The organism is Mesorhizobium sp. WSM4808, assembly GCF_055811675.1.
The window spans coordinates 1-19,702 of sequence record NZ_JBVVQX010000032.1 but is presented as its reverse complement, the minus strand read 5'-3'; the positions used below and the strand labels follow the sequence as shown (position 1 = coordinate 19,702).

General features: G+C 61.3%; 24 protein-coding genes and 2 pseudogenes. 8 read left to right on the top strand and 18 right to left on the bottom strand.

Going from position 1 to position 19,702, the window contains the following annotated elements:
• Positions 1-118 precede the first annotated feature (118 nt).
• From AC0L2U_RS32175 to AC0L2U_RS32160, 4 genes are all read right to left on the bottom strand, one after another.
• The gene (locus tag AC0L2U_RS32175) at positions 119-2,374 is read right to left on the bottom strand and encodes a relaxase/mobilization nuclease domain-containing protein (protein WP_473603355.1); all 2,256 of its coding nucleotides are present in this window, start codon (positions 2,372-2,374) and stop codon (positions 119-121) included.
• On the bottom strand, positions 2,371-2,778 hold the full coding sequence (locus tag AC0L2U_RS32170; protein ID WP_473603354.1) for a MobC domain-containing protein: 408 nt from the start codon (positions 2,776-2,778) through the stop codon (positions 2,371-2,373). The genes AC0L2U_RS32175 and AC0L2U_RS32170 overlap by 4 nt, the downstream gene beginning before the upstream one ends.
• Before the next feature lie 505 nt (positions 2,779-3,283).
• A complete protein-coding gene (locus AC0L2U_RS32165) occupies positions 3,284-3,694 on the bottom strand; it encodes a hypothetical protein (protein WP_473603352.1) in 411 nt (136 codons plus the stop codon).
• Complete coding sequence (locus tag AC0L2U_RS32160) at positions 3,691-4,371, bottom strand: nucleotide-binding protein (RefSeq protein WP_473603351.1); 681 nt, start codon at positions 4,369-4,371, stop codon at positions 3,691-3,693. The genes AC0L2U_RS32165 and AC0L2U_RS32160 overlap by 4 nt, the downstream gene beginning before the upstream one ends.
• A gap of 86 nt (positions 4,372-4,457) precedes the next feature.
• Here AC0L2U_RS32160 and AC0L2U_RS32155 point away from each other — a divergent pair, with 86 nt between their 5' ends.
• Entirely contained in the window at positions 4,458-4,658 is a 201-nt protein-coding gene (locus AC0L2U_RS32155) for a hypothetical protein (protein ID WP_473603350.1), read from the top strand.
• Positions 4,659-4,668: 10 nt separating this feature from the next.
• The gene (locus AC0L2U_RS32150) at positions 4,669-5,100 is read left to right on the top strand and encodes a hypothetical protein (RefSeq protein WP_473603349.1); all 432 of its coding nucleotides are present in this window, start codon (positions 4,669-4,671) and stop codon (positions 5,098-5,100) included.
• Positions 5,101-5,384: 284 nt separating this feature from the next.
• Here the strand turns inward: AC0L2U_RS32150 and AC0L2U_RS32145 are convergent, their stop codons facing one another.
• Genes AC0L2U_RS32145 through AC0L2U_RS32135 form a run of 3 tightly spaced genes read right to left on the bottom strand, consistent with a single transcriptional unit; the run spans position 5,385 to position 6,704 of the window.
• Complete coding sequence (locus AC0L2U_RS32145) at positions 5,385-5,732, bottom strand: hypothetical protein (RefSeq protein ID WP_473603348.1); 348 nt, start codon at positions 5,730-5,732, stop codon at positions 5,385-5,387.
• Positions 5,733-5,758: 26 nt separating this feature from the next.
• Positions 5,759-6,073: a single-stranded DNA-binding protein gene (locus AC0L2U_RS32140; protein ID WP_473603347.1), complete on the bottom strand. Its 315-nt coding sequence runs from the start codon at positions 6,071-6,073 to the stop codon at positions 5,759-5,761.
• 55 nt (positions 6,074-6,128) lie between these two features.
• Positions 6,129-6,704 carry a hypothetical protein gene (locus AC0L2U_RS32135; protein ID WP_473603346.1) on the bottom strand — a complete coding sequence of 192 codons (576 nt, stop codon included), beginning with the start codon at positions 6,702-6,704 and terminating at the stop codon, positions 6,129-6,131.
• 127 nt (positions 6,705-6,831) lie between these two features.
• Between AC0L2U_RS32135 and AC0L2U_RS32130 the strand changes: the two genes are divergently transcribed.
• Positions 6,832-7,332 (top strand): helix-turn-helix domain-containing protein, encoded by a 501-nt coding sequence (locus AC0L2U_RS32130; RefSeq protein WP_473603345.1) that lies wholly within the window; start codon positions 6,832-6,834, stop codon positions 7,330-7,332.
• Positions 7,333-7,414: 82 nt separating this feature from the next.
• Here the strand turns inward: AC0L2U_RS32130 and AC0L2U_RS32125 are convergent, their stop codons facing one another.
• Entirely contained in the window at positions 7,415-8,173 is a 759-nt protein-coding gene (locus AC0L2U_RS32125; RefSeq protein ID WP_473603344.1) for a hypothetical protein, read from the bottom strand.
• Positions 8,174-8,597: 424 nt separating this feature from the next.
• A complete protein-coding gene (locus AC0L2U_RS32120) occupies positions 8,598-9,002 on the bottom strand; it encodes a DUF736 family protein (RefSeq protein ID WP_473603343.1) in 405 nt (134 codons plus the stop codon).
• A gap of 455 nt (positions 9,003-9,457) precedes the next feature.
• Here AC0L2U_RS32120 and AC0L2U_RS32115 point away from each other — a divergent pair, with 455 nt between their 5' ends.
• Positions 9,458-9,586, top strand: coding sequence for a hypothetical protein (locus AC0L2U_RS32115; protein WP_473564894.1), 129 nt, complete (start codon positions 9,458-9,460; stop codon positions 9,584-9,586).
• A gap of 10 nt (positions 9,587-9,596) precedes the next feature.
• Positions 9,597-9,851, top strand: coding sequence for a WGR domain-containing protein (locus AC0L2U_RS32110; protein WP_473603342.1), 255 nt, complete (start codon positions 9,597-9,599; stop codon positions 9,849-9,851).
• A 176-nt stretch (positions 9,852-10,027) separates the two neighbouring features.
• Here AC0L2U_RS32110 and AC0L2U_RS32105 read toward each other — a convergent pair whose 3' ends face one another.
• The 4 genes from AC0L2U_RS32105 to AC0L2U_RS32090 all read right to left on the bottom strand — a co-directional run bounded on the left by AC0L2U_RS32105 (position 10,028) and on the right by AC0L2U_RS32090 (position 12,449).
• A complete protein-coding gene (locus AC0L2U_RS32105) occupies positions 10,028-10,318 on the bottom strand; it encodes a DUF982 domain-containing protein (RefSeq protein WP_473603341.1) in 291 nt (96 codons plus the stop codon).
• A 286-nt stretch (positions 10,319-10,604) separates the two neighbouring features.
• Entirely contained in the window at positions 10,605-10,790 is a 186-nt protein-coding gene (locus AC0L2U_RS32100) for a recombinase family protein (protein WP_473603380.1), read from the bottom strand.
• A complete protein-coding gene (locus AC0L2U_RS32095; protein WP_473603340.1) occupies positions 10,790-11,101 on the bottom strand; it encodes a DUF736 domain-containing protein in 312 nt (103 codons plus the stop codon). The genes AC0L2U_RS32100 and AC0L2U_RS32095 overlap by 1 nt, the downstream gene beginning before the upstream one ends.
• 1,075 nt (positions 11,102-12,176) lie before the next feature.
• The gene (locus tag AC0L2U_RS32090) at positions 12,177-12,449 is read right to left on the bottom strand and encodes a hypothetical protein (RefSeq protein ID WP_473564891.1); all 273 of its coding nucleotides are present in this window, start codon (positions 12,447-12,449) and stop codon (positions 12,177-12,179) included.
• Positions 12,450-12,787: 338 nt separating this feature from the next.
• Between AC0L2U_RS32090 and AC0L2U_RS32085 the strand changes: the two are divergent.
• Positions 12,788-14,436 (top strand): annotated as a pseudogene (locus AC0L2U_RS32085) (MFS transporter).
• Between the two features lie 325 nt (positions 14,437-14,761).
• On the top strand, positions 14,762-15,187 hold the full coding sequence (locus AC0L2U_RS32080; RefSeq protein WP_473603339.1) for a hypothetical protein: 426 nt from the start codon (positions 14,762-14,764) through the stop codon (positions 15,185-15,187).
• A gap of 72 nt (positions 15,188-15,259) precedes the next feature.
• Here the strand turns inward: AC0L2U_RS32080 and AC0L2U_RS32075 are convergent, their stop codons facing one another.
• The 5 genes from AC0L2U_RS32075 to AC0L2U_RS32055 all read right to left on the bottom strand — a co-directional run bounded on the left by AC0L2U_RS32075 (position 15,260) and on the right by AC0L2U_RS32055 (position 18,593).
• Complete coding sequence (locus AC0L2U_RS32075) at positions 15,260-15,463, bottom strand: flavin reductase family protein (protein WP_473603338.1); 204 nt, start codon at positions 15,461-15,463, stop codon at positions 15,260-15,262.
• 60 nt (positions 15,464-15,523) lie between these two features.
• A complete protein-coding gene (locus tag AC0L2U_RS32070) occupies positions 15,524-15,988 on the bottom strand; it encodes a ProQ/FINO family protein (RefSeq protein WP_473564927.1) in 465 nt (154 codons plus the stop codon).
• A gap of 565 nt (positions 15,989-16,553) precedes the next feature.
• Positions 16,554-17,066, bottom strand: a complete 513-nt coding sequence (locus AC0L2U_RS32065; protein ID WP_473603337.1) for a hypothetical protein — start codon at positions 17,064-17,066, stop codon at positions 16,554-16,556.
• Positions 17,067-17,304: 238 nt separating this feature from the next.
• The gene (locus AC0L2U_RS32060; RefSeq protein WP_473603336.1) at positions 17,305-18,024 is read right to left on the bottom strand and encodes a hypothetical protein; all 720 of its coding nucleotides are present in this window, start codon (positions 18,022-18,024) and stop codon (positions 17,305-17,307) included.
• Positions 17,943-18,593, bottom strand: a complete 651-nt coding sequence (locus tag AC0L2U_RS32055; RefSeq protein ID WP_473603335.1) for a hypothetical protein — start codon at positions 18,591-18,593, stop codon at positions 17,943-17,945. The genes AC0L2U_RS32060 and AC0L2U_RS32055 overlap by 82 nt, the downstream gene beginning before the upstream one ends.
• A 79-nt stretch (positions 18,594-18,672) precedes the next feature.
• Here AC0L2U_RS32055 and AC0L2U_RS32050 point away from each other — a divergent pair.
• Positions 18,673-19,619 (top strand): annotated as a pseudogene (locus tag AC0L2U_RS32050) (IS630 family transposase).
• Positions 19,620-19,702 lie beyond the last annotated feature (83 nt).

Here is a 19,702-nt window from a genome sequence, read left to right as displayed (position 1 = left end):
CGGCAAAGACTCGGCCATTGGGTTTGGCGGCTCGCGGTGGCCGCACATAAAACAAGGCGCGTGCAAAGGACTCACGCGCCCTGTCCCGAAACCGGGCCCACCTTCGAAAGACATGTGCTTAGCGCTCGTATTCGTCGTCCTGGCTGCGCTGTGTCTTGCGGTCCTGATCGTCGGCCTGCCGGCCCCTTTGCTTAGCTAAGTCTTTCTGCTGCTGAACGCGTTGCCGCACCTTCTCGGCATGTCGCGCCGAGGTCTCGGGCTGACGCGTGTCTTTTCGGGCCGGCAAATCGCGGCCGCGCGGCTCTCTTTCAGGCGCGGCCTCCCCACCTCCGCCCGCGCCCCTTTGCTGCTCGAACTGAAGCCGGGCGAGACGATCGTGCATCTTGTCGTTCACGCCATCGCGGTATTGCTCGAAACGGGGTTGCTCAGCGTTGAGGAGCGTGTCCCGCATTTGATCCAACGCCTGGTTCACACGTGCCATCTTCTGCCGCATTTCCAAAGGTGTCTGCGCCATTTCGGTAGCTCCTATCAGCCTGGTCAATTCTTTCATGCCCGGATGGGACAAGTACGACGGGTTCCGCCCCAGTCCGCCGCCACCTTTGGAAATGGCAGGGGTCGGCTTCTCGCCTCCCCTGTGCGCATGAACCTGGAGGACAGTGTGGCCGATCGCCTCGGCCGCAGTCAGAGCTTGGCCGGTGATGTCAGCCGACCGCATAACGGCGGCCGTCTGCTGCCACACGCCGGCGATCGCTCCGCCATTGGCGACGAGCAATCCGCGGTCCATTCGACGCTGTCGTTTGTCCTCCACGCGCGCGACCGTCTTGTCACTCACCTGGTAGCGCGGATCGTGCTGCGCGCGCTTGTAGGCGCCCGCATGTTCCTTCGTATATGGTCGGCTCATTGCGTGATCGTACCGGCGGGTTGCGACCATCGCGATGCCGTGCTCGCGCGCCTTCTCCGCGTACGCTTCGCGCCAGGCATGGAGATCCGCCTTGTAGAATGTCAGCCGCTCGCCGTCGGCCGACCACGCCTGCACCATGGCGTGGATATGGACGTGCAACGTCTCGGCATGGTGTGCGAGCACGAATTTGTGCCCGGGCGCCCGCTCCTCGAGCACGGCCCGCGCGGCCGCCAAGACCGCTTGCGCGTCTGTGCCAGCCCGGGCCGAGAAAAGCAGGTGATAGGCATTGCGCCGCTCCCGGCCAGAAAGTTGTGGCCGCCATTCCTCAAAAATCGCTGCGGCCGCCTTCGTCGGCTGTTTGCTGGAAACCGTCTGACCATTCGCCTGGCGAACCTGCTCGTGCGCCCGGATAAACTTTTGCAGAAAATATTGCGCCTTACGCTCGTTGCCGACGGCCGCCGTCAATTCTGCTGTGGCGCGGATGCCGGCCTTCCCCATGGCTTCGCCCAAGCCGGCTTCGATCTTGTCGAGCGCTTTGCTGCGTGAATTTGCCCGCCCGGCCGCTAGAATCTTGGCAAGCGGTCCGGCGCTTTGGTCGGTGTGGCCATAAACGTCGACGCTGTTGCCGTTGCGAGCATAGACGAACGGCTTCGATCCGAAGGCCGTGTTCAAGGCTCCCGAAAGCGCTTCGTCCGTGACGTCGCCGGCGAGCTCGAACCGCACCTCGATGAAATTCGTATTCTCAAGCTGCGCCTGGAATGTCTCTGTGAATTGGTGCAGGAAACCGCGACGGTCCTGCGCATTGGCAAGCCCCTGTCCGCTATCGGTGAAGATCTCGATATCGCGCTTCTCGCCCTGTTCATTGGCGCGTGTGCCGATATAGGCAAGCAAGGCGCCCGCCTGTTTGCCATTGGCCGCGCTCGACAGGACCTTGAACACCGCCGGCTGCGCGCCGGCGGCATAGGCCGCGCGCGCCGCAACCGCCCTCGCCTCTCGCGTTGGCCGCGCGAAGTGTCGAGCGGACGGGAGCGCGCCCGACCTTCCGCCGCCCCCGCCACGGCGCCGCCATTCTTCTTCCTCTTCCTTGACGAAGGCGCCGAGTGTGAGGCCGAAAATCGCTATCGCCCCATTTGCGTTGCTGGATGAACGCAGACTCCCACTGGTGACCGCAGACAGCGGTATCGCGCTGAGCGGTCCTCCTCGGCCTGAGGACGAAACCGGTGCCTTTGCGACGCGGGAGCTCGCTCCCGGGTGCCTCGCACTCCCCATCGACGATTGCACGCCAGCCATAGGCGAAGCCACGCGGGCCTGGGTCACGCCACTCGCACGGATGTTCATCGCTTGACGATCGGCCGTCTCCCGGCCAGCCGATTGCAAAAGCTTATCATCGTTAAGCTTCTCGAGATCGCCAGCGCCCGGTATGCGCAAATAGCGTTCGATTTCGGCAGCATATCCGGCGAGACGACCGTTCATGCCTTGACCTCGCTTCGCTTGCGCGGCCTCGCAATCATCGCCTTCAATTCTTCGCGGAAGCGGCGCACGAGCTCGCCAACGGCGATCAAGGCGCGCTCGAGGTCTTCGTCATACGGCACCCGGCCCTCGTTCATCGCGCGGACCGCCTGGTTGAAATTCACACCGACGCGGCGAAGCTGGTCGGTGGCCTCCTCAATGGAAGGTCGCAGTTCCCCGGTCGCTGTCGGCAGAAAGCCCGCCTCGGTCCGAACAAGGCGGCGAACGACTTCGCTGACCGTCACCGACTCCCCGTCAGCCATGGTGCGCAGCCGCTCCAGTTCGACGATTGAGAAGCGCACATGCAGGACTTCGCCATAGCGCCGGGATGCGTTCTGACTTTTTGTTTGGCCGTTGTTGGGTTTCATCTTCAAGCCCGCTTGCGGGCGCTAAGGCCCTTGGGCCGCGCCGTTCTTTTTTCGTGTGTAACACAAAAAAAGCTATCCTGCCAAAGACAAAAAACAACATCACCAAAATATCTTTGCGGCGTTACTCTAACTAACCCCCGCTTTCCTTCCAAACTCATCTGCACATGTTAGTACGGAAACATGTTTCCTTGTGGACATATTGCATCGTCAACTTAGCGACAAGCCAACGTTGCGACATGTTTCTGTCTCAGCATGTTACCTTGCTGCGGCATCATCATGCTAACATGGAGACAGCTCGCAAGGAGCAGGGAACATGAGCTCGTGCGATCGGGATCGCCGCGACCCCCGCGGGCTACGTAAGACGGATAAGCAGAGCCACGCGACCGAGGCCGACGGGCACGGCCGATTTGCGCCGAGCCGAGCATCGATGGCCCGGCCCCGGTCGCGTGGCCTCGAGCGTTCTCTGCTAACCCTCGCCGCGGCGGATGCCGCGGAGCGGGCTGACCTAATCGTTCGGCAGCTTGTGCTTATGGATCCTGATGTAGTCCTGCACCGCCTGGCGCAGCAACTCGGTCATGCTGTGGCCGTTGCTGATCGCGAGCAGCTTGAATTGGCGCTGCTCCCCGGCCGTAAGGTAATAGCCGCAGCGTACCATTTCCTCGTCGCGAATCTTCTTGCCGGCAACCGGATCCTTCTTCTGGCCCTGTCGCAGCATTTTGCGGAAGTCCGGCCGAGGTGACGCTGGCGCAGCTTCGGCCTCCGATGCCGCCGCGGATGCGGCGGCAAGCGGCTGATGGGCGGGATCGGACTTGGGAGCGATGAACATGCTCGGAAGCGCCGGCGGCTCAGTGGAGATCGCTCTCATCATGCGAGCCTTCTTGTCGTCCTGTGACTCCGGGAGGCTCTTGTCGGTCATGCGGCCTGCCTCATTGCTTCGGTGAAGGTCTTCAGGACATCGTCGAAGACCCCTTCACTTTCGGCAATCGCCTTCGCGTCGGGCTGATCTGGGCTGTAGAGTGTCTGACCGCTTTGCAGGTCCCGATAAGCGACACGGTTTTGCAGCGCATGGTCGGCGATCGGCGTGCCGTTCGCCTGAATGATTGCGCGCAGTTCGCTCAAGGCTCTCGCCTTCGCATCGATGATGGTCTGTTTTGTCAGGACAAACACGGCTGGCAGCGGCCGGCCGCGTGTTTCGACCGCGAGCGGAATGTAGTGATCCGTGATCTGGATTGCGGCGGTCACATCGTCGAGCGCGAAGAAGATTGGCACCACGACAATGTCGGCGGCGAATAGCCCGGCCATGAGATTGTCGTTCGTGGTGCCTTCGGTGTCGATCAGTACCACGCTGCGCTCGCTATTGTGCAGTCCTGCCGCCTTCAGGATCTCGCGCGGCGTCGTGGCGCTGACCAGCTGGAGTGTCTCGGGACGATTGCCGGCCTCCTTGAGCATCTGAGCCCACCGGCTCATGTTCTGGCGAACGTCGCCGTCAATGAGTGTCACCGCGTAGCCGCGCTTAAGGGCGACGGATGCGAGCGCGCGCAGCAGGGTCGATTTGCCAGTGCCACCTTTGGCGATAGCGGCAGATATGATCATAGCTCGGGGGACCTTCGATGAACCGCTTTTATGCCAACCGCTGCCCGGCAATTGTCATACCCGAACCCAAAGTGTAGTGTCAATTTATGAGCGATCAACCGGACAGGACAGTGATGTTCAGGGCAGCTTTGGCCGAAATCTCGACGCGCGACGGCTGCGAGGCCGCGCTTGATGCGGCAGCCGCCACGCTGGCGCATTACAGCGCGCTTGCCTCCGTCGGCATGATGCGCCAGCGCGAGCTGATCCTGATGGTGCCGAACAGTAAGGTGTGCGGAAGGGATGATTAGGGCAGTATTGGTGGCCGTAGCGGCGGCGGCGAGCCTCGGCGCCGCCGCTACAGGTAATCAGTCCAAGGGGACCGGCAGCAATCCGATGTGGCCCGCGGGGCTGCGATGGGATTGCGCCACGGCAGCAAAAATCGTGTGTGAACGCGACGGCTCCTGCAAGGTCGCAAAAGGGGATGCTTCATTCCTGCTCAATTACGACAACAACAATATCGAGTTTGCCAGCGGCGATGTCCGCATCAAGCGGCATTATCAGCAAACGGTGCAGGCAAGCCCTCTCCAAAGCGAGGTCAAGGTGGAGCTTGCCGACAATCGGGTCATCTGGCTGACGGCGGTGGATGCCAGTCGCACCTATTCCGACGCCTGGGTGGGTGCGCTGACGGAATTGAAGGGCGGCGCCGTCCTTTTGGAATCCCAAGGCGTCTATTGCACCCCACACAAGTGAGCGCCGCGAAGCGCGGCCCGAGCCAAGGGCTGCACGGCTTCTATACGCCGGAACCACCAGCGGCCCGTTATATCCGGCCTCCGCCGTCCCTACGGCGCTAGTGGGGGCGCGCTCCGGCTCCGGCTCTTTGGGCATGGGAATTGCGGCGACACAAAAGAAGATCCTTCGATGGACCCGATTGCGGGTCTAAGAGTCCGGTGCCACCAGCGGCGATCACTGCAGGAAGGGTTCGAGTGGATTGCTGAGCCGGAACTGAGCAAAACCAGATGTTCGCTATCAGACAATTATTGCAGCTGTACCGCTTGCCAGCCATCGGGTCCCCTGGAGAATGCGACCAGGCCATCACCTTCGCCTTTCCAGGAAGTGCGAAGCTTGTACTTCACGGTGCATTGCACGCCGGGTCCCACGGCGTTCTTCAAGCACTCTCCGATGCGCAACGTCGCTTGATCAGTATTTTTCGCTCGCCGGAAAGCGTCCAAAGCCTCGGCCGGCGATGGAATCTCAAGGCCGGCCGCGGCCAGTTTCGCACACAGCGCCGGCTCGGACGCAATCGCCGCAGAGAGCTGGTCTTGTGTCGGATAAAGAGCGAGCGTGCCGCCTATGCCGACCAATGTTCCGGATGCCGCCGCCATGATAAGGGCCCCCGCATTGAACATGATCACGGCTTCGGAAAAAGGTTGAAGGTCGAGGCGATAAGGTCCGTCGTATAAACCGTCTCACCGTTGCGTTTGAAAGAGTTGTTGCTGATGCGGCCTTCGACGAAGACGACATCGCCGGGCTTGGCGTTCTCCGCCACCCAGGCGGCTTGCTTCTCCTCAAGGACCGTTACCTGGACCCAATCAGTGGCTTCCTTGGCATGGCCTTGTTCGTCGCGCCAATTGCGATTGGTGGCAATGTTGACCTTGGTGCTTTTGTCGAAGGGCGCGACCGACCCGACATTGCCATGAATGGTGAACCTGTTGACGCTTTTCATCGGGGTAACTGCCTCTTTTCCTACCACTAATTTAGCCGCCCGGGGTGACTCGGGATCATGGTCTGCTAAGGTTGAACCAGGTGCGCTGCCGCAGCCCGTTCGCGTCGTCGTAATCGATGTAGTAAGGCTTCGCGCGGCGCGGGCGTTGAATGTCGTAATAGGTGGTCGTTCGATCGTTATGTGCTCCGCTGGAGACATGAGTAAGCTGGACCGGCACGGTGCGGTCGCCGAGCTGGATGGTTCCCGTCGGACTTCCGTCGGCCTGACCCTGCCGCGCTCCAAAGTTGGCAGGCTGACCGAGATTGCCAGCCGCGATCCGGCACATGCTGGCCTGGCCTTGTCCCGGCCGGTCGCTGGCCGGCGCGTAAGGCATCCACCCCTGCGGGCAGGACTCGTACGGATCGTAGCCGGCGCTGGACGAATTGGCCTGCGGACAAGTCGGCCACGAAAAGCCCGGCAATCCCATGGCGTCGATCAGCCGATCTATCGGTGGATGACAAGACGGCGTGCCCTGCCAGTCACCAGACAGACAAAGCAGGACCTGACACCCCCACTCGGATGCGAATGTTTGGGACGGAACAGACGCGGCGCCGGCGATCGCGACAGCGCCCACAACGAGATATTTCACCATGGTGCGGGCCCTTTTCCTCTGAGCGTTTTTGACACTTTACTATGGATTTTAATCAGGGAAAAGGGCAGACCGAACAGGCGGGTTCGTGCGAATACATAGATTCATGCTGCCAAACGAAGCCGGCGAGGTGAACAACCCGCTTCGGGACAATATCGCCTGGTTCCTCGAAGCCGAGCGCCGGAAGCGAAAGCTTCGCCATCAACACATGGCGGAACTGTTCAAGACGTCGCCGGGTCAAGGGCTGGCATACCGAACCTACATCCGCACCATGAGAAAACGAAACAACGTGACCCTGCGCACGGTCGAACAGATGGCCCAGGCGCTCGAGGTGTCGATCGCGACACTTCTGGTCGGCGGCGCCAAGGTGGAACCCTGGGCGCACAAGCTCACCGAAAATTCGATCCGCGCGCGCCTCGCCGCCATCATCGACAGCGAGCGTAAGCGCCGCAACCTGGTCCGCTATGAAATGGCGGAGCTGCTGGGTGTGTCGGAGATCACTTTCACCAAGCTCGAGCGCGCGAGCGGCAATATCAGTGTCGACACGATCGCCGCCGTCGGCGAGGCGCTCGGTCGCGATCCGGCAACCTTTTTGTTTCGGGAACCCGACAGCCAGCACCAACCGGCCTGATTTGGCGCGACCGATCGCCGGCTGCTTCAAAGACAGCCTCGTGCCGCTTTTAGGGGTTCCGCGGCAAGCGTGGTTTTGGCGGCTAACGCGTCAGCCGGTCGGCGATTCGTGACTGGGGAATTGGCTTCGACCCCTCCGGAGGCCAGTCGGATCGGCTGTTAAACGGTCTTTTGCTCTGTTTATTGCGGGAGCTTCCTGTGGACGCCGCTTTTTTGAAGGCAGTCGGATAAAATTTAAGGCCGAGATTGGGCCGAAATTTCGCGATCCAGGCGATCTGGCGACGATGCACGATAACAATGTGATTTGTCAGGTTCCTGGCACGCCATTGCCGGCGCTCGGTGACGCGCAGCAGACCGAGCCTGCTTGCTTTGCGCAGCGCATTGCGAACCGTGCTCGCCCCGACGCCGGCCCGATCGCCAATTTCCTTTACCGATCGGTCGCAGTTGCCGTTCTGCCGGCAGTCGCACATGACGATGTAGAGTGCCGCGCTCTCCCCTTCGGTGAACTCGCCGGCGAATTCGGGCCGGATAGCCTGCATGCGAGCGAGACGCCGCTTCCTTCTCCACCGCACGGGATCTCGCAAGCCGCTGGCAGCTTCGCGCCGGCCTCGCTCACTGCGAGGGCGTTGCGGATAAGAGGAGCGGGGTAGTGCGCGACCATTCGCAGGGGCCTTCTTGAGGTCGGCGCGTTGTCGCTCAGCCTTCTCGCAAAGCCGCTCCGCATCGGCCTCGCCCAGCAACTCCTCGCCGTAGAGCTTCCATATTTGCCGGCAAAAATCGTCCAGCTCGGCTAATGACCGAATGTTCGCGAGCCATAGGCCCAACGTTGAATAGAGATCCATTTCTTTCCTCTCGCCAGGCCGTGCAAAGCCGTGGCGCGGAAGCGCATTTTTTCTTGCAATGCCGGGAAAGACGGGCTACGGTCTCGCAAAATCTTCGGGCGAGATCAGGAGCGCCAACTCCTGTAGCCTATTCCCTGGAAAAGCCGGCCTCCGCGCCGGTTTTTTTGTGCTCGATTTTTCCTCCGTTCAGACTCACTCGGCATGATTGCAAGGCGGAGCATACAAAGTAAAGTATCAAAAAAATCCGCGAGCGGGTCGTTGAGATCGCCGCCCGGCAGGCAAGAATCGCGCGGGGATGCCTGGCGTTCTAATTTCTTGCGGTTTGCCCGAAGCCGCCCCGTGGCGCGTCAAGCTATCGATCTGAGGCGCTGAGTAGCTGGGCGATCTGAATGACGTGCCGATGTTTGCGGGGCGCCATTCAGTGTCAGTCGCCGTTGCGATGGTTCGGCCGGGACCAGATGAGGCTGTAGCTCTGACCGCCTTCGTCGGCGACGAGGTTGGCGTAGATTGGGGCGGTGAAGCACGGACCGTCGAGCTTGAGGCCCAGATAGGCGCGGCCTCGTTGGACTTTTTGGACCAGCCGGCACCCCGAATTCGATTCGATCAACGAGCACGCGGTGGCTGGGTGCGTTTTCGGCGCTGGCGCGCGTATTGGGGACGATCCGGACGTCTTGGCCTGGAGGGAAAGCGTGACGATCTCGCCGTTGAATACTTTGCCAGCTGGAAGTTGCCGATAGTAGCCATGTTCGTGTGCTCCTGACTGGTTTGTCCGAAGCCGCCCTGTGCGGCCTCGATAGCGGTCGTGAGACGACGGTCCGGCCGCCTGCATCCGCTGGGCCGCAGCGGAGCGGAGTACGGCGGAAGCCGAGCTTGTTGTCCCGCGAATGCGGCGAAGCCGCAGGGGAAGAAGGTGGGCGAAGCCGTTGCAGGCAAAAAGGCCGGACCGGCGTCAGACCAATCTTAAGAGAGGCCGTTCAGGGAAGGTCCGGGCATCCGTTCCAGAAGGACGATACTGGAGATATCGGAATGTCCGCCATGCATCCGGCACAAGCGGCACGATCATGCCGCCACGAAACCAGAGGCACGAGGTCTATGCCGGTCGCCGCTCAAACGGCCGCACATGATCCCGCCGCCAAAGGTTCAGGCGATGAGAGCAGTTTTGATGACGACGATTAACCCCGCGAAGGGGTGGTTCCGGCGGTCTGATAGGCTCGGGGGCCGAATTGCTGCGCGCTTGCGTCGTGACGGCCGACGCGTGTGCCTTCGATCATGCACAGTGCGGCGATGAGCTTGCTGGCCACCGCGGTGATCATGACCTTCCTGAAGCGACCGCGCCGCACCCATGACCGCAATGAATCGGTTGAGCCGGTTGGATTCAAAGAACTCGTTGGACGCCGCTTCCAAGCCAAGTGAGACTGCGGCCATGGAAAACGAAGAGGCAGGGCCGGTTCATCTTCGACGCATCGACCCATCGCAGAATATGCGGCGGTTTTATATGGTTGCGATCCAACCGACCTTGTTCGGCGGAGCATCCGTCATTCGCAACTGGGGCCGCATCGGGACCAGCGGCCAGTCGATGATGGAAACCTTCGATAGCGAAGACAGTGCGGCCACCGCATCAATGAAGCTTCAGCGTGCCAAGCGCCGGCGCGGATATCGCGACTGTGATCCGGACTAGCGGCTGGCGACATCGCGCAAAAGATCGCAGGCCCAAAGGCCAACTCGATGCCTCGGCGGCCAGCCGCTTCCTGTTTTCCGGAATTACCGGTGATGATGGAGATTCTTCCGCTCTTGTCCGCGATCGGTGAAAATCGAACGGAATGCCCCCAAGCTTAGCTAAAACCCAACCTGTCCCTACGCGCGCCGCTTTTTGCAGGCGGCGATCCACTGCATGGCGGAGATTGGATCTTCTAAATTGGCGACCTGCCTGGCGAAATCGATAAAAGTGTGGTGTGCGGCGCTTAACGGTTTGTGCCCATCCTCTGCGTCATAGCAGGCCTGAAGGGCGGTCTGGTGGATCAGCTCTCTTTGATGCTCGGGCCAGACGCTGAGGAAATCGATGGCGTCCGCGAGGCTCGCAATCTCTTGCACGATATAGGGCGCAAGCTTCACGAAAATGGGGCTGCCGAACTCCTCCGCATCCATGCGCTCCTCCCAGTTCACGAACCACCGCTTTGGACGAGCATTCCGCCCGGCAACCATCGCAAATGTGCTGTCCGGACCGAGACGGTTCAAGGGGCGCGATGGGAGATTTCTGGTTGGCGCAGTGCCTGGGGACGGTGGCAGGATCAGGGCATCAAACGTGCGTAGCAGAATGTTGCAGCGCTGTCAGTACGTGGCCCAGCCGACGACGAACATGATGAGATCAGCCATCTCCGATCGTCGTGTCAATAAACGGCTCGTCCAGCAGGCCGCAGGCTAGCGCGCTGCTCTAGATGGCGCGCAGGATGGTGAGTAGGTCGAGGAGATTGCGGGCGATGCGATCAGTGGCAACGGCTAGCACCTGGTCGCCGGGCCCGGGGCTTTTAAGCATGGTTTTCAGCCTCGGCCGCTCGGTATCCTTGCCGCTGGAACGGCCGAAGGCCCCGCCGTGCGGCGGAGCCCTCTTCGAGGCGATCAGTCCCGGTTGGGGCGAGACCAGATCAGCTGCAGGCCTTCCTCGCCTTCCACCTCGATCAGGGTGGCGTAGATCGGCGCGGGGAAGCTCGGGTCGTCCAGCTTGACCGAGAGGTAGTCGCGGCCCTCGTTGGAGACCTTCTGCCAGGCGGCTCCCAGTTCGACGCTACCCGAGTAGACGCGGAAGTGAGGGCCCTTGTCGGAAGGGTTCTCGACGCGGATCAGCTTGGCCTTGACGTTGAGGTTGAAGGTCTTGATGGCGCCGGAAAAGCCAGCGTTGCCGTTTGAGGTGAAAGTGCCGATGGTAGCCATGATGTCGTCTCCGTGAGTTTCTCGGGCCGCGACCACCGCGACCTCGATAGCGGTCGACAGACCGGAGGCGATCGGCCCCGCACCCACCAGGGTCCCCGTTGCGCGTGCGCAATGGGGTGGTCCTTAGGGCCGGAACGACAGTGAAGGGCAGCCAGGACGAGGCTTTCTTGTTCCGCGCGGAATGATGGCGAAGCCAGCAGGGGAAGAAAGTCGCGGCCGGCTGTTGCGGGCTTGGGAACGAGGCGCAGCGTAGCGAAGACGGCCTTCGGTCAGACCAGCCCCATCGAGGACGCAGGTGGTGCGCCCTTCTATGAAACCGCCGGCCAGACGACAGGCGAACCCTAGCGGCACGATCACCGCAACCACAGCCACGGTGAGGCGCCATCAGGCCCGGCCGTCCCCGTCACGCATCATGGCAAAAACTACCGACAGCCACAGCCGGAAAGGGACGCACCCGCCCCCATCACTTCGGTCGATTGACGACCGGCCGACTGGCGAGACTCCGAGGGTCCGGCGTCTGCCGCTTAAGGATGGATGACCGCGAACACACGGAAATACCTAACCCGAGCGGGACGTCGGCAGGGGCCGGCTGATTTGGCTCGGCCCGCCGGGGTACTACCCGAACTGACCGGGTGCCAATGGCGGATCCTCAGCCGGCTGCAAGATAAGAATGGCTCTGCGCCACCCCGACATGGATCGGAGAATGCAGCATCATGCAGCCTCCGCGCTGTGCGTCGCATTCGGATGGAGATCATCCAGATAGTTGACGCACGCTGGGCATGGCCGCCTCGGCATTTTGGAGGTGAGAGGGATGCTCGGCGTTCCTGCATAGCTGCATCGCACAAAATGTGTTTGCGCATCGCCCAGCGTTTAGCCATTAAGGCTAAAGCTGAAGACGAGATGGTTTCCTCCCATTTGCATCGCAATCGGCTGTTCCCCTCTGGAGGTTTTGACCTTCACATCTAAAGGGCCCTCGGTTTTCCGACGACCCTATTTTTTTGGTAGTGCAACGTCATCCTTCGTCACTGTGCGGAACGCGGCGTGATCGCCGCTTCCAGCCCTCAGGCTTTGGGTGTCATTTCTGCCTGGCTGTATCGACCCCTCCCGCCAAAAGTCGGACCTTTGCCAGCCGTCTGCGGGCAAGCGTTCGCGCCAGAAGTTCAAAGCCACGTCCGTAACACTCAACAACGAAAGACAGCGTCATCAGATCGAGCAGAAAGTCGTCGATCGCATGTGTGAGCGCATCAGACCTTGGTTTGAATTGAAGCAGCAAGGCGCGCGCCTCTTCGATAGCGGCCCGGCAATCGTCTGCGTCTATCAATGCGTCAAGCCTGTAAAGGATCTGCAAGCGTCTCACTCTCCCCAAGGCCACTCTCAGCCGCATCGAACGTCGCTGGCGAGTGAGTATTCATCGAAAGAACATGGCCGCGTCTCGCGAAAAGGCATCGCTCGGCAAAGTGCCCGTTGATGAAGCATGCCGCGTCAAACCACAAGCAAGAATCCGGACTCCACCCAGATGAAGTCTTCCAAGGCGAGGCGAGCCGGCTCGGGTCTGCGTCTCGGCCGAAAAAATGCTGCTGAGAGGAACTGCGGTGCAAAAGAGTTTCTCTCAAGTTTGCCAGCCGCCACTGTTCAGTCGAGATTACATGCGAGACGGCCGATAACGCAAAGCAAAGGCTCGCAAGAATGAGTAAAGCAGCTGGATCAGTTGAAGATTTGGCTGCACCAAAGACCTTTTCGCCCCTCGTGCAGCCGACCTTTCGTTCGATCTGGCTCGCCACCCAGGTCTCTTCTCTCGGCTGGCTGATGCAGACTGTTGCCATCAGCTGGCTGATGGCAACGATCTCGACTTCCGATCTGATGGTTGCGCTGGTCCAGGCGTCATCGAACCTGCCCGCGTTCATCTTATCAGTATTCGCGGGGGCTCTCGCCGACAATTTCAGCCGTCGCCGGGTCATGTTCGCCGGCCGCTGCCTGATGGTGATAGGATCTGCAATGCTGACGGCGGTTGTGGCGCTGGGCTTTGTCAGTCCGTGGATGATCCTCGGCTTCAGCTTCCTGATCGCATGCGGGGGTGCTCTTCACGATCCCGCCTGGCAGGCCTCGGTTGGCGATATCGTCGACCGCCGCGATGTCCCGGCCGCCGTGACCCTGCTCTCCGTCGGCTTCAACACGGTCCGGACCGTGGGCCCGGCACTCGGCGGCATTGTGGTTGCCTCGTTTGGGCTTTTGGCAGCTTTTACCATGACCACCCTCACCTATTTGGTCCCTTTGGGCACGATATGGCGCTGCAAGTGGAAGGTTCGCTCTTCGCCTCTCCCGCGTGAGTCGATGAGAACGGCGATCTATGACGGGCTGCGCTTCACGGCGATGTCTTCGGAAATCAAGGCGGCGATCGCACGCGGAACGCTGTTTGGCCTGGCAAGCATCGCCATTCTCGCGCTGCTGCCGCTGGTTGTCCGTGATCATCTGGGAGGCGGACCGCTCGCCTATGGCACGCTCATGGCGGCTTCGGGACGGGGGCCGTCTTCGCCGGCATCTCCAACGGCACATTCAGACGGAGCTTGTCGCAAGAACGTCTGATGAAGCTCGCGTGCGTCGCCTGCGCGGCCTGCTCCCTCTCCCTGGCACTGACCTCTTCGATTGCGGTGGCCGCACTTGCGCTCGCCTTGGGCGGCGCGGGGTGGGTCACCGCCTGGTCCGGGGTTGGCGTAAGCGTGCAGCTGGCGAGCCCGCGCTGGGTCGTGGGGCGCACGATTTCGATCTACTATGCATTGATAGATGGCGGCATCGCGGCCGGCAGCTGGGTATGGGGCACGGTCTCCCAAAGCCATTCCCTGACATGGGCGCTGGAGGGTTCCGCTGGAGCGCTGCTGCTCGTCGCCGCAGCTGGCGTGCTGTTTCCTTTGCGCGAGCGCCACGAGTCCGAGCCCGATCCTTTGGAGGAATTCGACGCCCCGGCTGTCGCTCTCAATTTGAAGCCGAGAAGCGGTCCTATCGTGGTCAAGGTCGAATATCTGATAGCCGAGAGAAATGTCGAGGCCTTCCTCGAGCTCATGCGGCAGCGCAGGCATATCCACAGCCGCGTCGGCGCTCGGAACTGGACGCTTCAGCGCAACCTGCAGAAGCCCATGCAATGGACAGAGACATTCCGCACGCCGACCTGGACGGACTACCTTCGCCTGAACCACCGCCTGACGGAAGTGGACAAGGAACTAGACGAGCGTGTCTCCCAGTTGCAGGCGGGCGAGGAAGCGCCTCAGTTGACGCTTTCGATTGAACGGCCGACCAGCTCGCCTGGTAAACGCGCAATCCTCCCACTTCCCCGTCATTGAAGCCTGGCCGTCACGTCTAGGCACCGCGATTGCCAATTTTGGTACTGCTAATGGTCGTGGCGAACGTGGAACAACCACCGGGATTCGATGTCAGCGGCGCAGATGTGCAACAGGCTGTCTCGCGCGAGTGGGTACGAAATTATCGTGTGTCCGCGACAGAAGCCAAAGACCAATTTCATGCGGTTAGGACCTGGCTTCTACAGTGTGCCGGAAGCGGACACCATGAGGGTGCTGGATGGATGTGGACAATGCGTGGGGGCGGGTGGACGAAGGCGCGCGATGGGCTTAGACGACGTTCGCAATCCCCAAGTCCGCCGAGAGCACTATGAAGCAGCAGCGACCCTTTGTCGTCGAGATCAAACAGAAGCGTGGCCTCGTAAAACGGCCAGAGTCGATCTGGGCCGGCATCGACCTGGCCGCCATCGCGTACGATGTCGCGAAAGCGAACACGAAAGGTGCAGTCGCTGAGGCGACGCGGCAGTCGATTGGTCCTGGCGAAAATCTTTCCCAGCCCGTGTTCACCACCGCTGAAGCAGTATCCGACGCCAAGGACATGATCATGCCCGACGCATCGCTTCCTGAGCCCGCAACTGTTGAGGAGGCGCCGGTTTCGGAAGCGCCGCACGCATCGCCTGTAGACGGACGAACACGCCGCAAGAAGCGGTGGCAGAAAGATGTGCCTTTGCCGCGAAGTGAACGATGGAAGCGGCGCCTGCCGTGGGTGCTCCGCCAGAGCCGGGCCGAGCGGTAGGTTGACCGTTCAACGGGCCAGAAGGAGAATAAAAGCGCGTGACTGCGGCCCACTCACTGGTGTACCGCTCGCTCAAGACGATCCGTAAGCGCCATGATGATAGATCAGAGCCGGATCCGGCTCTCCGCTGGCCACATGCCGGACGCTGCCGAGGGCGAGCGCGTGGCTGTGGCGCACAATCGTGTCCTCGACCGTGCAATCGACCGCGGACTCGTCGCCCGCGGTGACGATGTTCCAACCGGCGCGCCGCCGCTCAGAAATGTTCCTCTGGGGCATAGACCTCTTCATCATGGCTATTGCTGGGAAGCCCATGAGTCTTGGGAAGACCTTTGCCGCTCAAGCCATCGGCTTTCGGAAAGACCGGCGACGCTTCGTCTCAACGACTATTCCAGCCGTATTCTTCGCGGTGAGCACGGCCGTTTGCTTCGGCTTCGGTTGGGGCGGGGCATCAGGCGCCCTTGGCTCCGGCGTTTTCTTGGTCTCTTCCTTGTTCTTGCGGGCGCACAGCAAAGCCTTGGCGCTCGCCGCCTCCGCATCCGATACCTCGCCGGCCGGCTCGCCATCAAGATTGACTCGCACAGCGCCAGCATTCAGTCTCGCCAAGTACCTGGGCATGCTGGTATAGGCGCGCAGGGCTCTCCTCAATTCATCATCTGACAGTTCGCCGTCCAGCACGCGAATGTCATGGTGGATGCCGATCCTAAGCGGCTTGGGCGCTTTCGGATTGAACGCCGCAGGCCACTTCGCCGACAAATGCCGGAAAAGCTGTGCGGGCGATTTCGCTCGGCTGGGGGTCGTCATGATCAAGCCTCGCCCGATTTGTTTTGTTTCCCAGATCGGACCCTCCGTAGCACCCATATATGCAATGATTGTGGACGGCAAAAAAATGGGGATTCTTCCGGCAGGGGCAAAGCAGCGCATCCTAGCTTCTAGATGAATACCGTTGCCCTCCCAATCTCCTCGCGACTTCTGAGGTACGGAAACGATAAATCGGACGACCAACCTTCTGAACGCGTAAGAACTGTCGGCCATGCCGTTTGGCAAAGGACGGCTGCGCCGAGTTAATCGGCGGCAACTTGGCATAGGAAGAGAAGTCTACTCCAATCAAGAAGCCAGCCGCGAAACGCTAGCTAACGCCTAAGGTCTGGAGCTCGCCTTCTGCTCAACGCCATCACAAGGACGGCGTTGAGCAGCGTAACGACGGTTACATCCTGATGTTGCCGTCCTGGACGTGTCGATCTGGTACTCGATTAGCGTATAAACGAAAAAGGATTGCAGTTTTTTCGACACGCCGCCGCTCGAAAAGTTCCATGTTCGCCTTTTGGCAACGGCTGGCTTGGTCACGCGAGCTTCCCGTACGGGGCGGCTATTGCAACCGGTCGCTCTGAAGCTGCCCGCAGCCGCTCGTCGCTAGCCACCGCGCCCGCGCCAAGTGGGATGTCCAAGCCCGACGTGCCCGTTCCGGCTGGCGCTCTGCGTCAATGTTCAAGATGGCTCGTGCCACCTTGCGCCAGTCGAGGCCCATCGCCTCCGACATCAGCAGGACGGCGTAAGTCTGAAAGTGCGCCACGTCATAAGGCGTGACCTCGGCCAACTCGGGTGTTTCATTATCGATCCAGGCCTCCTCCTCCTTTGGGGGCGCGTCGATGTAGCGGCCAATCGACGCCAGGTGCGCCGCAATGTGGAAACGCAGGTGATCGCGGCTCCCGTAGCGCGCATCGATTTCGCCGAGCTTCTTGTACAATCCCCTACGCTTGTCGCGCGGAACATCGGTATCGCCCAGGGAGTAACAACTCGGACCGACGGCGCAGATATCGCAGCCCGTCGCGACCACGTCCTGCACGAATGCGGGAATGTCTTTTTCTTGCATGCGCTTCATTTCAATAGGCCTCTTCTGACTTCACATTTTCTTATCACAGATCACCCAATTTGCAACCCTGCCGTGCAATCTTGCGCGTCACCGCGGTGCGCAAGCACCTTCCCTCTCAGCTGCCCGTGAGCCCCGCGCCGGTCGTGGCGCGGCTCAAAGGCTGCGAATGTGCGGCCGGCGCCGTGCCGGGAGATGGCTGCCCCAAGCGGCGGCTTTTGAAAGAGCCGCCGCCGTGGGCTTGGCTAGATCATTGCGCCGCAAACAGCGGTTGAACGCGCGCCCATTGATCGGCGGTGCGCAAGCCGCCTCGCTGCGTGTAGCTTTCGACCGGGAATTTCATCCAGCGCGGCAGCCAGCTTTCCACCTTCTCGCGGCCGTTCTCCCCGGAAAGAAAATCGCGGATGATCGTCTTTTGCGTCTTCACCTTCTCGGCGACATTGCCGTCCGCGACATGCTTGCCGCCGAGTTCGGCTAGCATGGAATTGGCAATTTCCTTGTCGCGCAACAGCTCGAAGAAGGCGTCGTCCGGTTGCCAGCAAGCGGCGAGGTCGACATTCAGATGACTGCCGAGCGCCTCGATGACGGCGCTGCCGGCTTCAAGCGTCTCGGCCACGACGATGCCAAGGACGCGCAGGACATCGTCGTCGGACAGCGTCAGCAGATGCGCAAACAGGGTTGCCGTGCCGATGTCGCCGCCATTGCCGCCAGCGATTTTGCCATCCTCGTCGGATCGTCCCAGCAGCGCCAGGACCGCACGCCGCTTATTCGCGAAGGCGGCCTCGGCCTTGCAGGCTGCGAGGCTCGCAGCCACGATCTGGTTGGCGGCGCGCTGCGGCTCGGTGCGCACCTGCCACAGGCTTGAGCCGGCGATCGCATGCGCCACCATCAGGCGAAGTGCTGCTGCCGGATGGTCGAGGAGCGCCAAGCGCACGGCGGCATGACGGTGCAGATCGACATAGTTCTGCATCGGTCCGGTGAGTTCGGGCCGCGACGGTTTATCCGGGGTCCCGGCCTCTGCGGCCTCGCCATTGGCGCCGGCGCGGCGGGCTTCCTTGCGCGATAGCCAGCCCTCGTGCACCCGACCTCGCCGCGATGCGAGACTGATATAAGGACCTTGCCGCCCTTCTTCTTCGGCGTCTTTTCGTAATCCCATGCGTGAAAATGCTGACCCGGCTCGAGCACGATCACGTCGCTCCATCCGGCCTCACGATAGGCATCGCGTCTGGCGGCGATGGCCTCGTTCTGCTTGAGCCAGAACAGGTCGGCGTCGGCAAAATAGCTTTCCTCGCCGAACAGATCGGAGACGATCAGGCCGGGATAATCCTCGATGGCAAACAGCGCCACCTTGGTCGAGATCGACTGGCCGCCGAACAGCCATTGCTTCAATTGACAGCCGCGCGGCGCGCGGCTGTCGGGGTCGGCAAAGAGCGCGAGCCAGTCCTTCTCCTGCGCCTTCGAGGCCATGGTGAGATGGCGCACCGTCTCGGCGTCGATTTCCTCGCGGCGATAGGCTTCGCGAATCCTAGAGCGGTTCACGGCTTGGTGGAATCGAAGGGATTCCCGATTTGTCGGTTTTGTGATTCAAGATGCTGGCTGGAGTGGAGGCCAGCATCTGATGACTCGACCTCTTTCCAATGATCTTCGCGAGCGGGTTGTGGCGGCGGTTTTGAGTGGCGAGAGCCGGCGGTCTGCCGCCAAACGGTTCGGCATTTCGGTTTCGGCGGCGGTGAAGCTGTTGCAGCGCTATGGGACGACCGGGTCGGTGGCGCCGGGCAAGATGGGTGGACATCGCAAGAGGGTGCTTGAGCCGCACCGTGCTTTCATCGAGGCGCGTATACGTGAGACGCCACATCTGACGCTGCATGGTCTGAAGGATGAGTTGGCTGGCCGTTGGGTGAAGGTTTCCCACAACGCGGTGTGGCTGTTCCTGCGCCGCGAGGGCCTGAGCTTCAAAAAAAACGCTGTTCGCCCTTGAGCAGGCACGCTCTGATATTGCCCGAAGGCGCCAGCGATGGCGATTGGCAAACTGGTCTCGATCCGCAGCGCCTGGTCTTCATCGATGAGACCTGGATCAAGACCAACATGGCTCCGCTGCGCGGTTGGGGACCGAAGGGCAAGCGGCTGCGCGGCTTGGCTCCGCACGGCCATTGGCGCACGCTGACCTTCCTGGGCGCGTTGCGCTGGGATCGGCTCGCGGCACCCTGCGTCTTCGACGGACCAATCAACGGCCAATGCTTTCGCGCCTATGTAGAACAGCAACTCGTCGCCGTGCTGAAGCCAGGCGACACCGTCGTCATGGACAATCTGGGAAGTCATAAATCGGCGGCCATCAGGCAAATGATCAAGGCCGCCGGCGCCAGGCTTTGGTACCTGCCGCCCTACTCTCCGGACCTCAATCCGATCGAGCAGGCCTTCGCTAAGATCAAACACTGGATGCGCCAGGCTCAGAAACGCACCGTCGAGGACACTTGGCGCCATATCGGCCACCTCGTCGAAACCATCGAGGCTGCCGAGTGCAAGAACTACTTCGCAAACGCCGGATACGCTTCCGTCAAAACGTGAAATGCTCTAGGCAGAAGCTCGCCGAGCGCCAGAATGCGCTTCACCTGATGCTGGGTGAGGCCGAAAGTGGCCGCGATATCGGC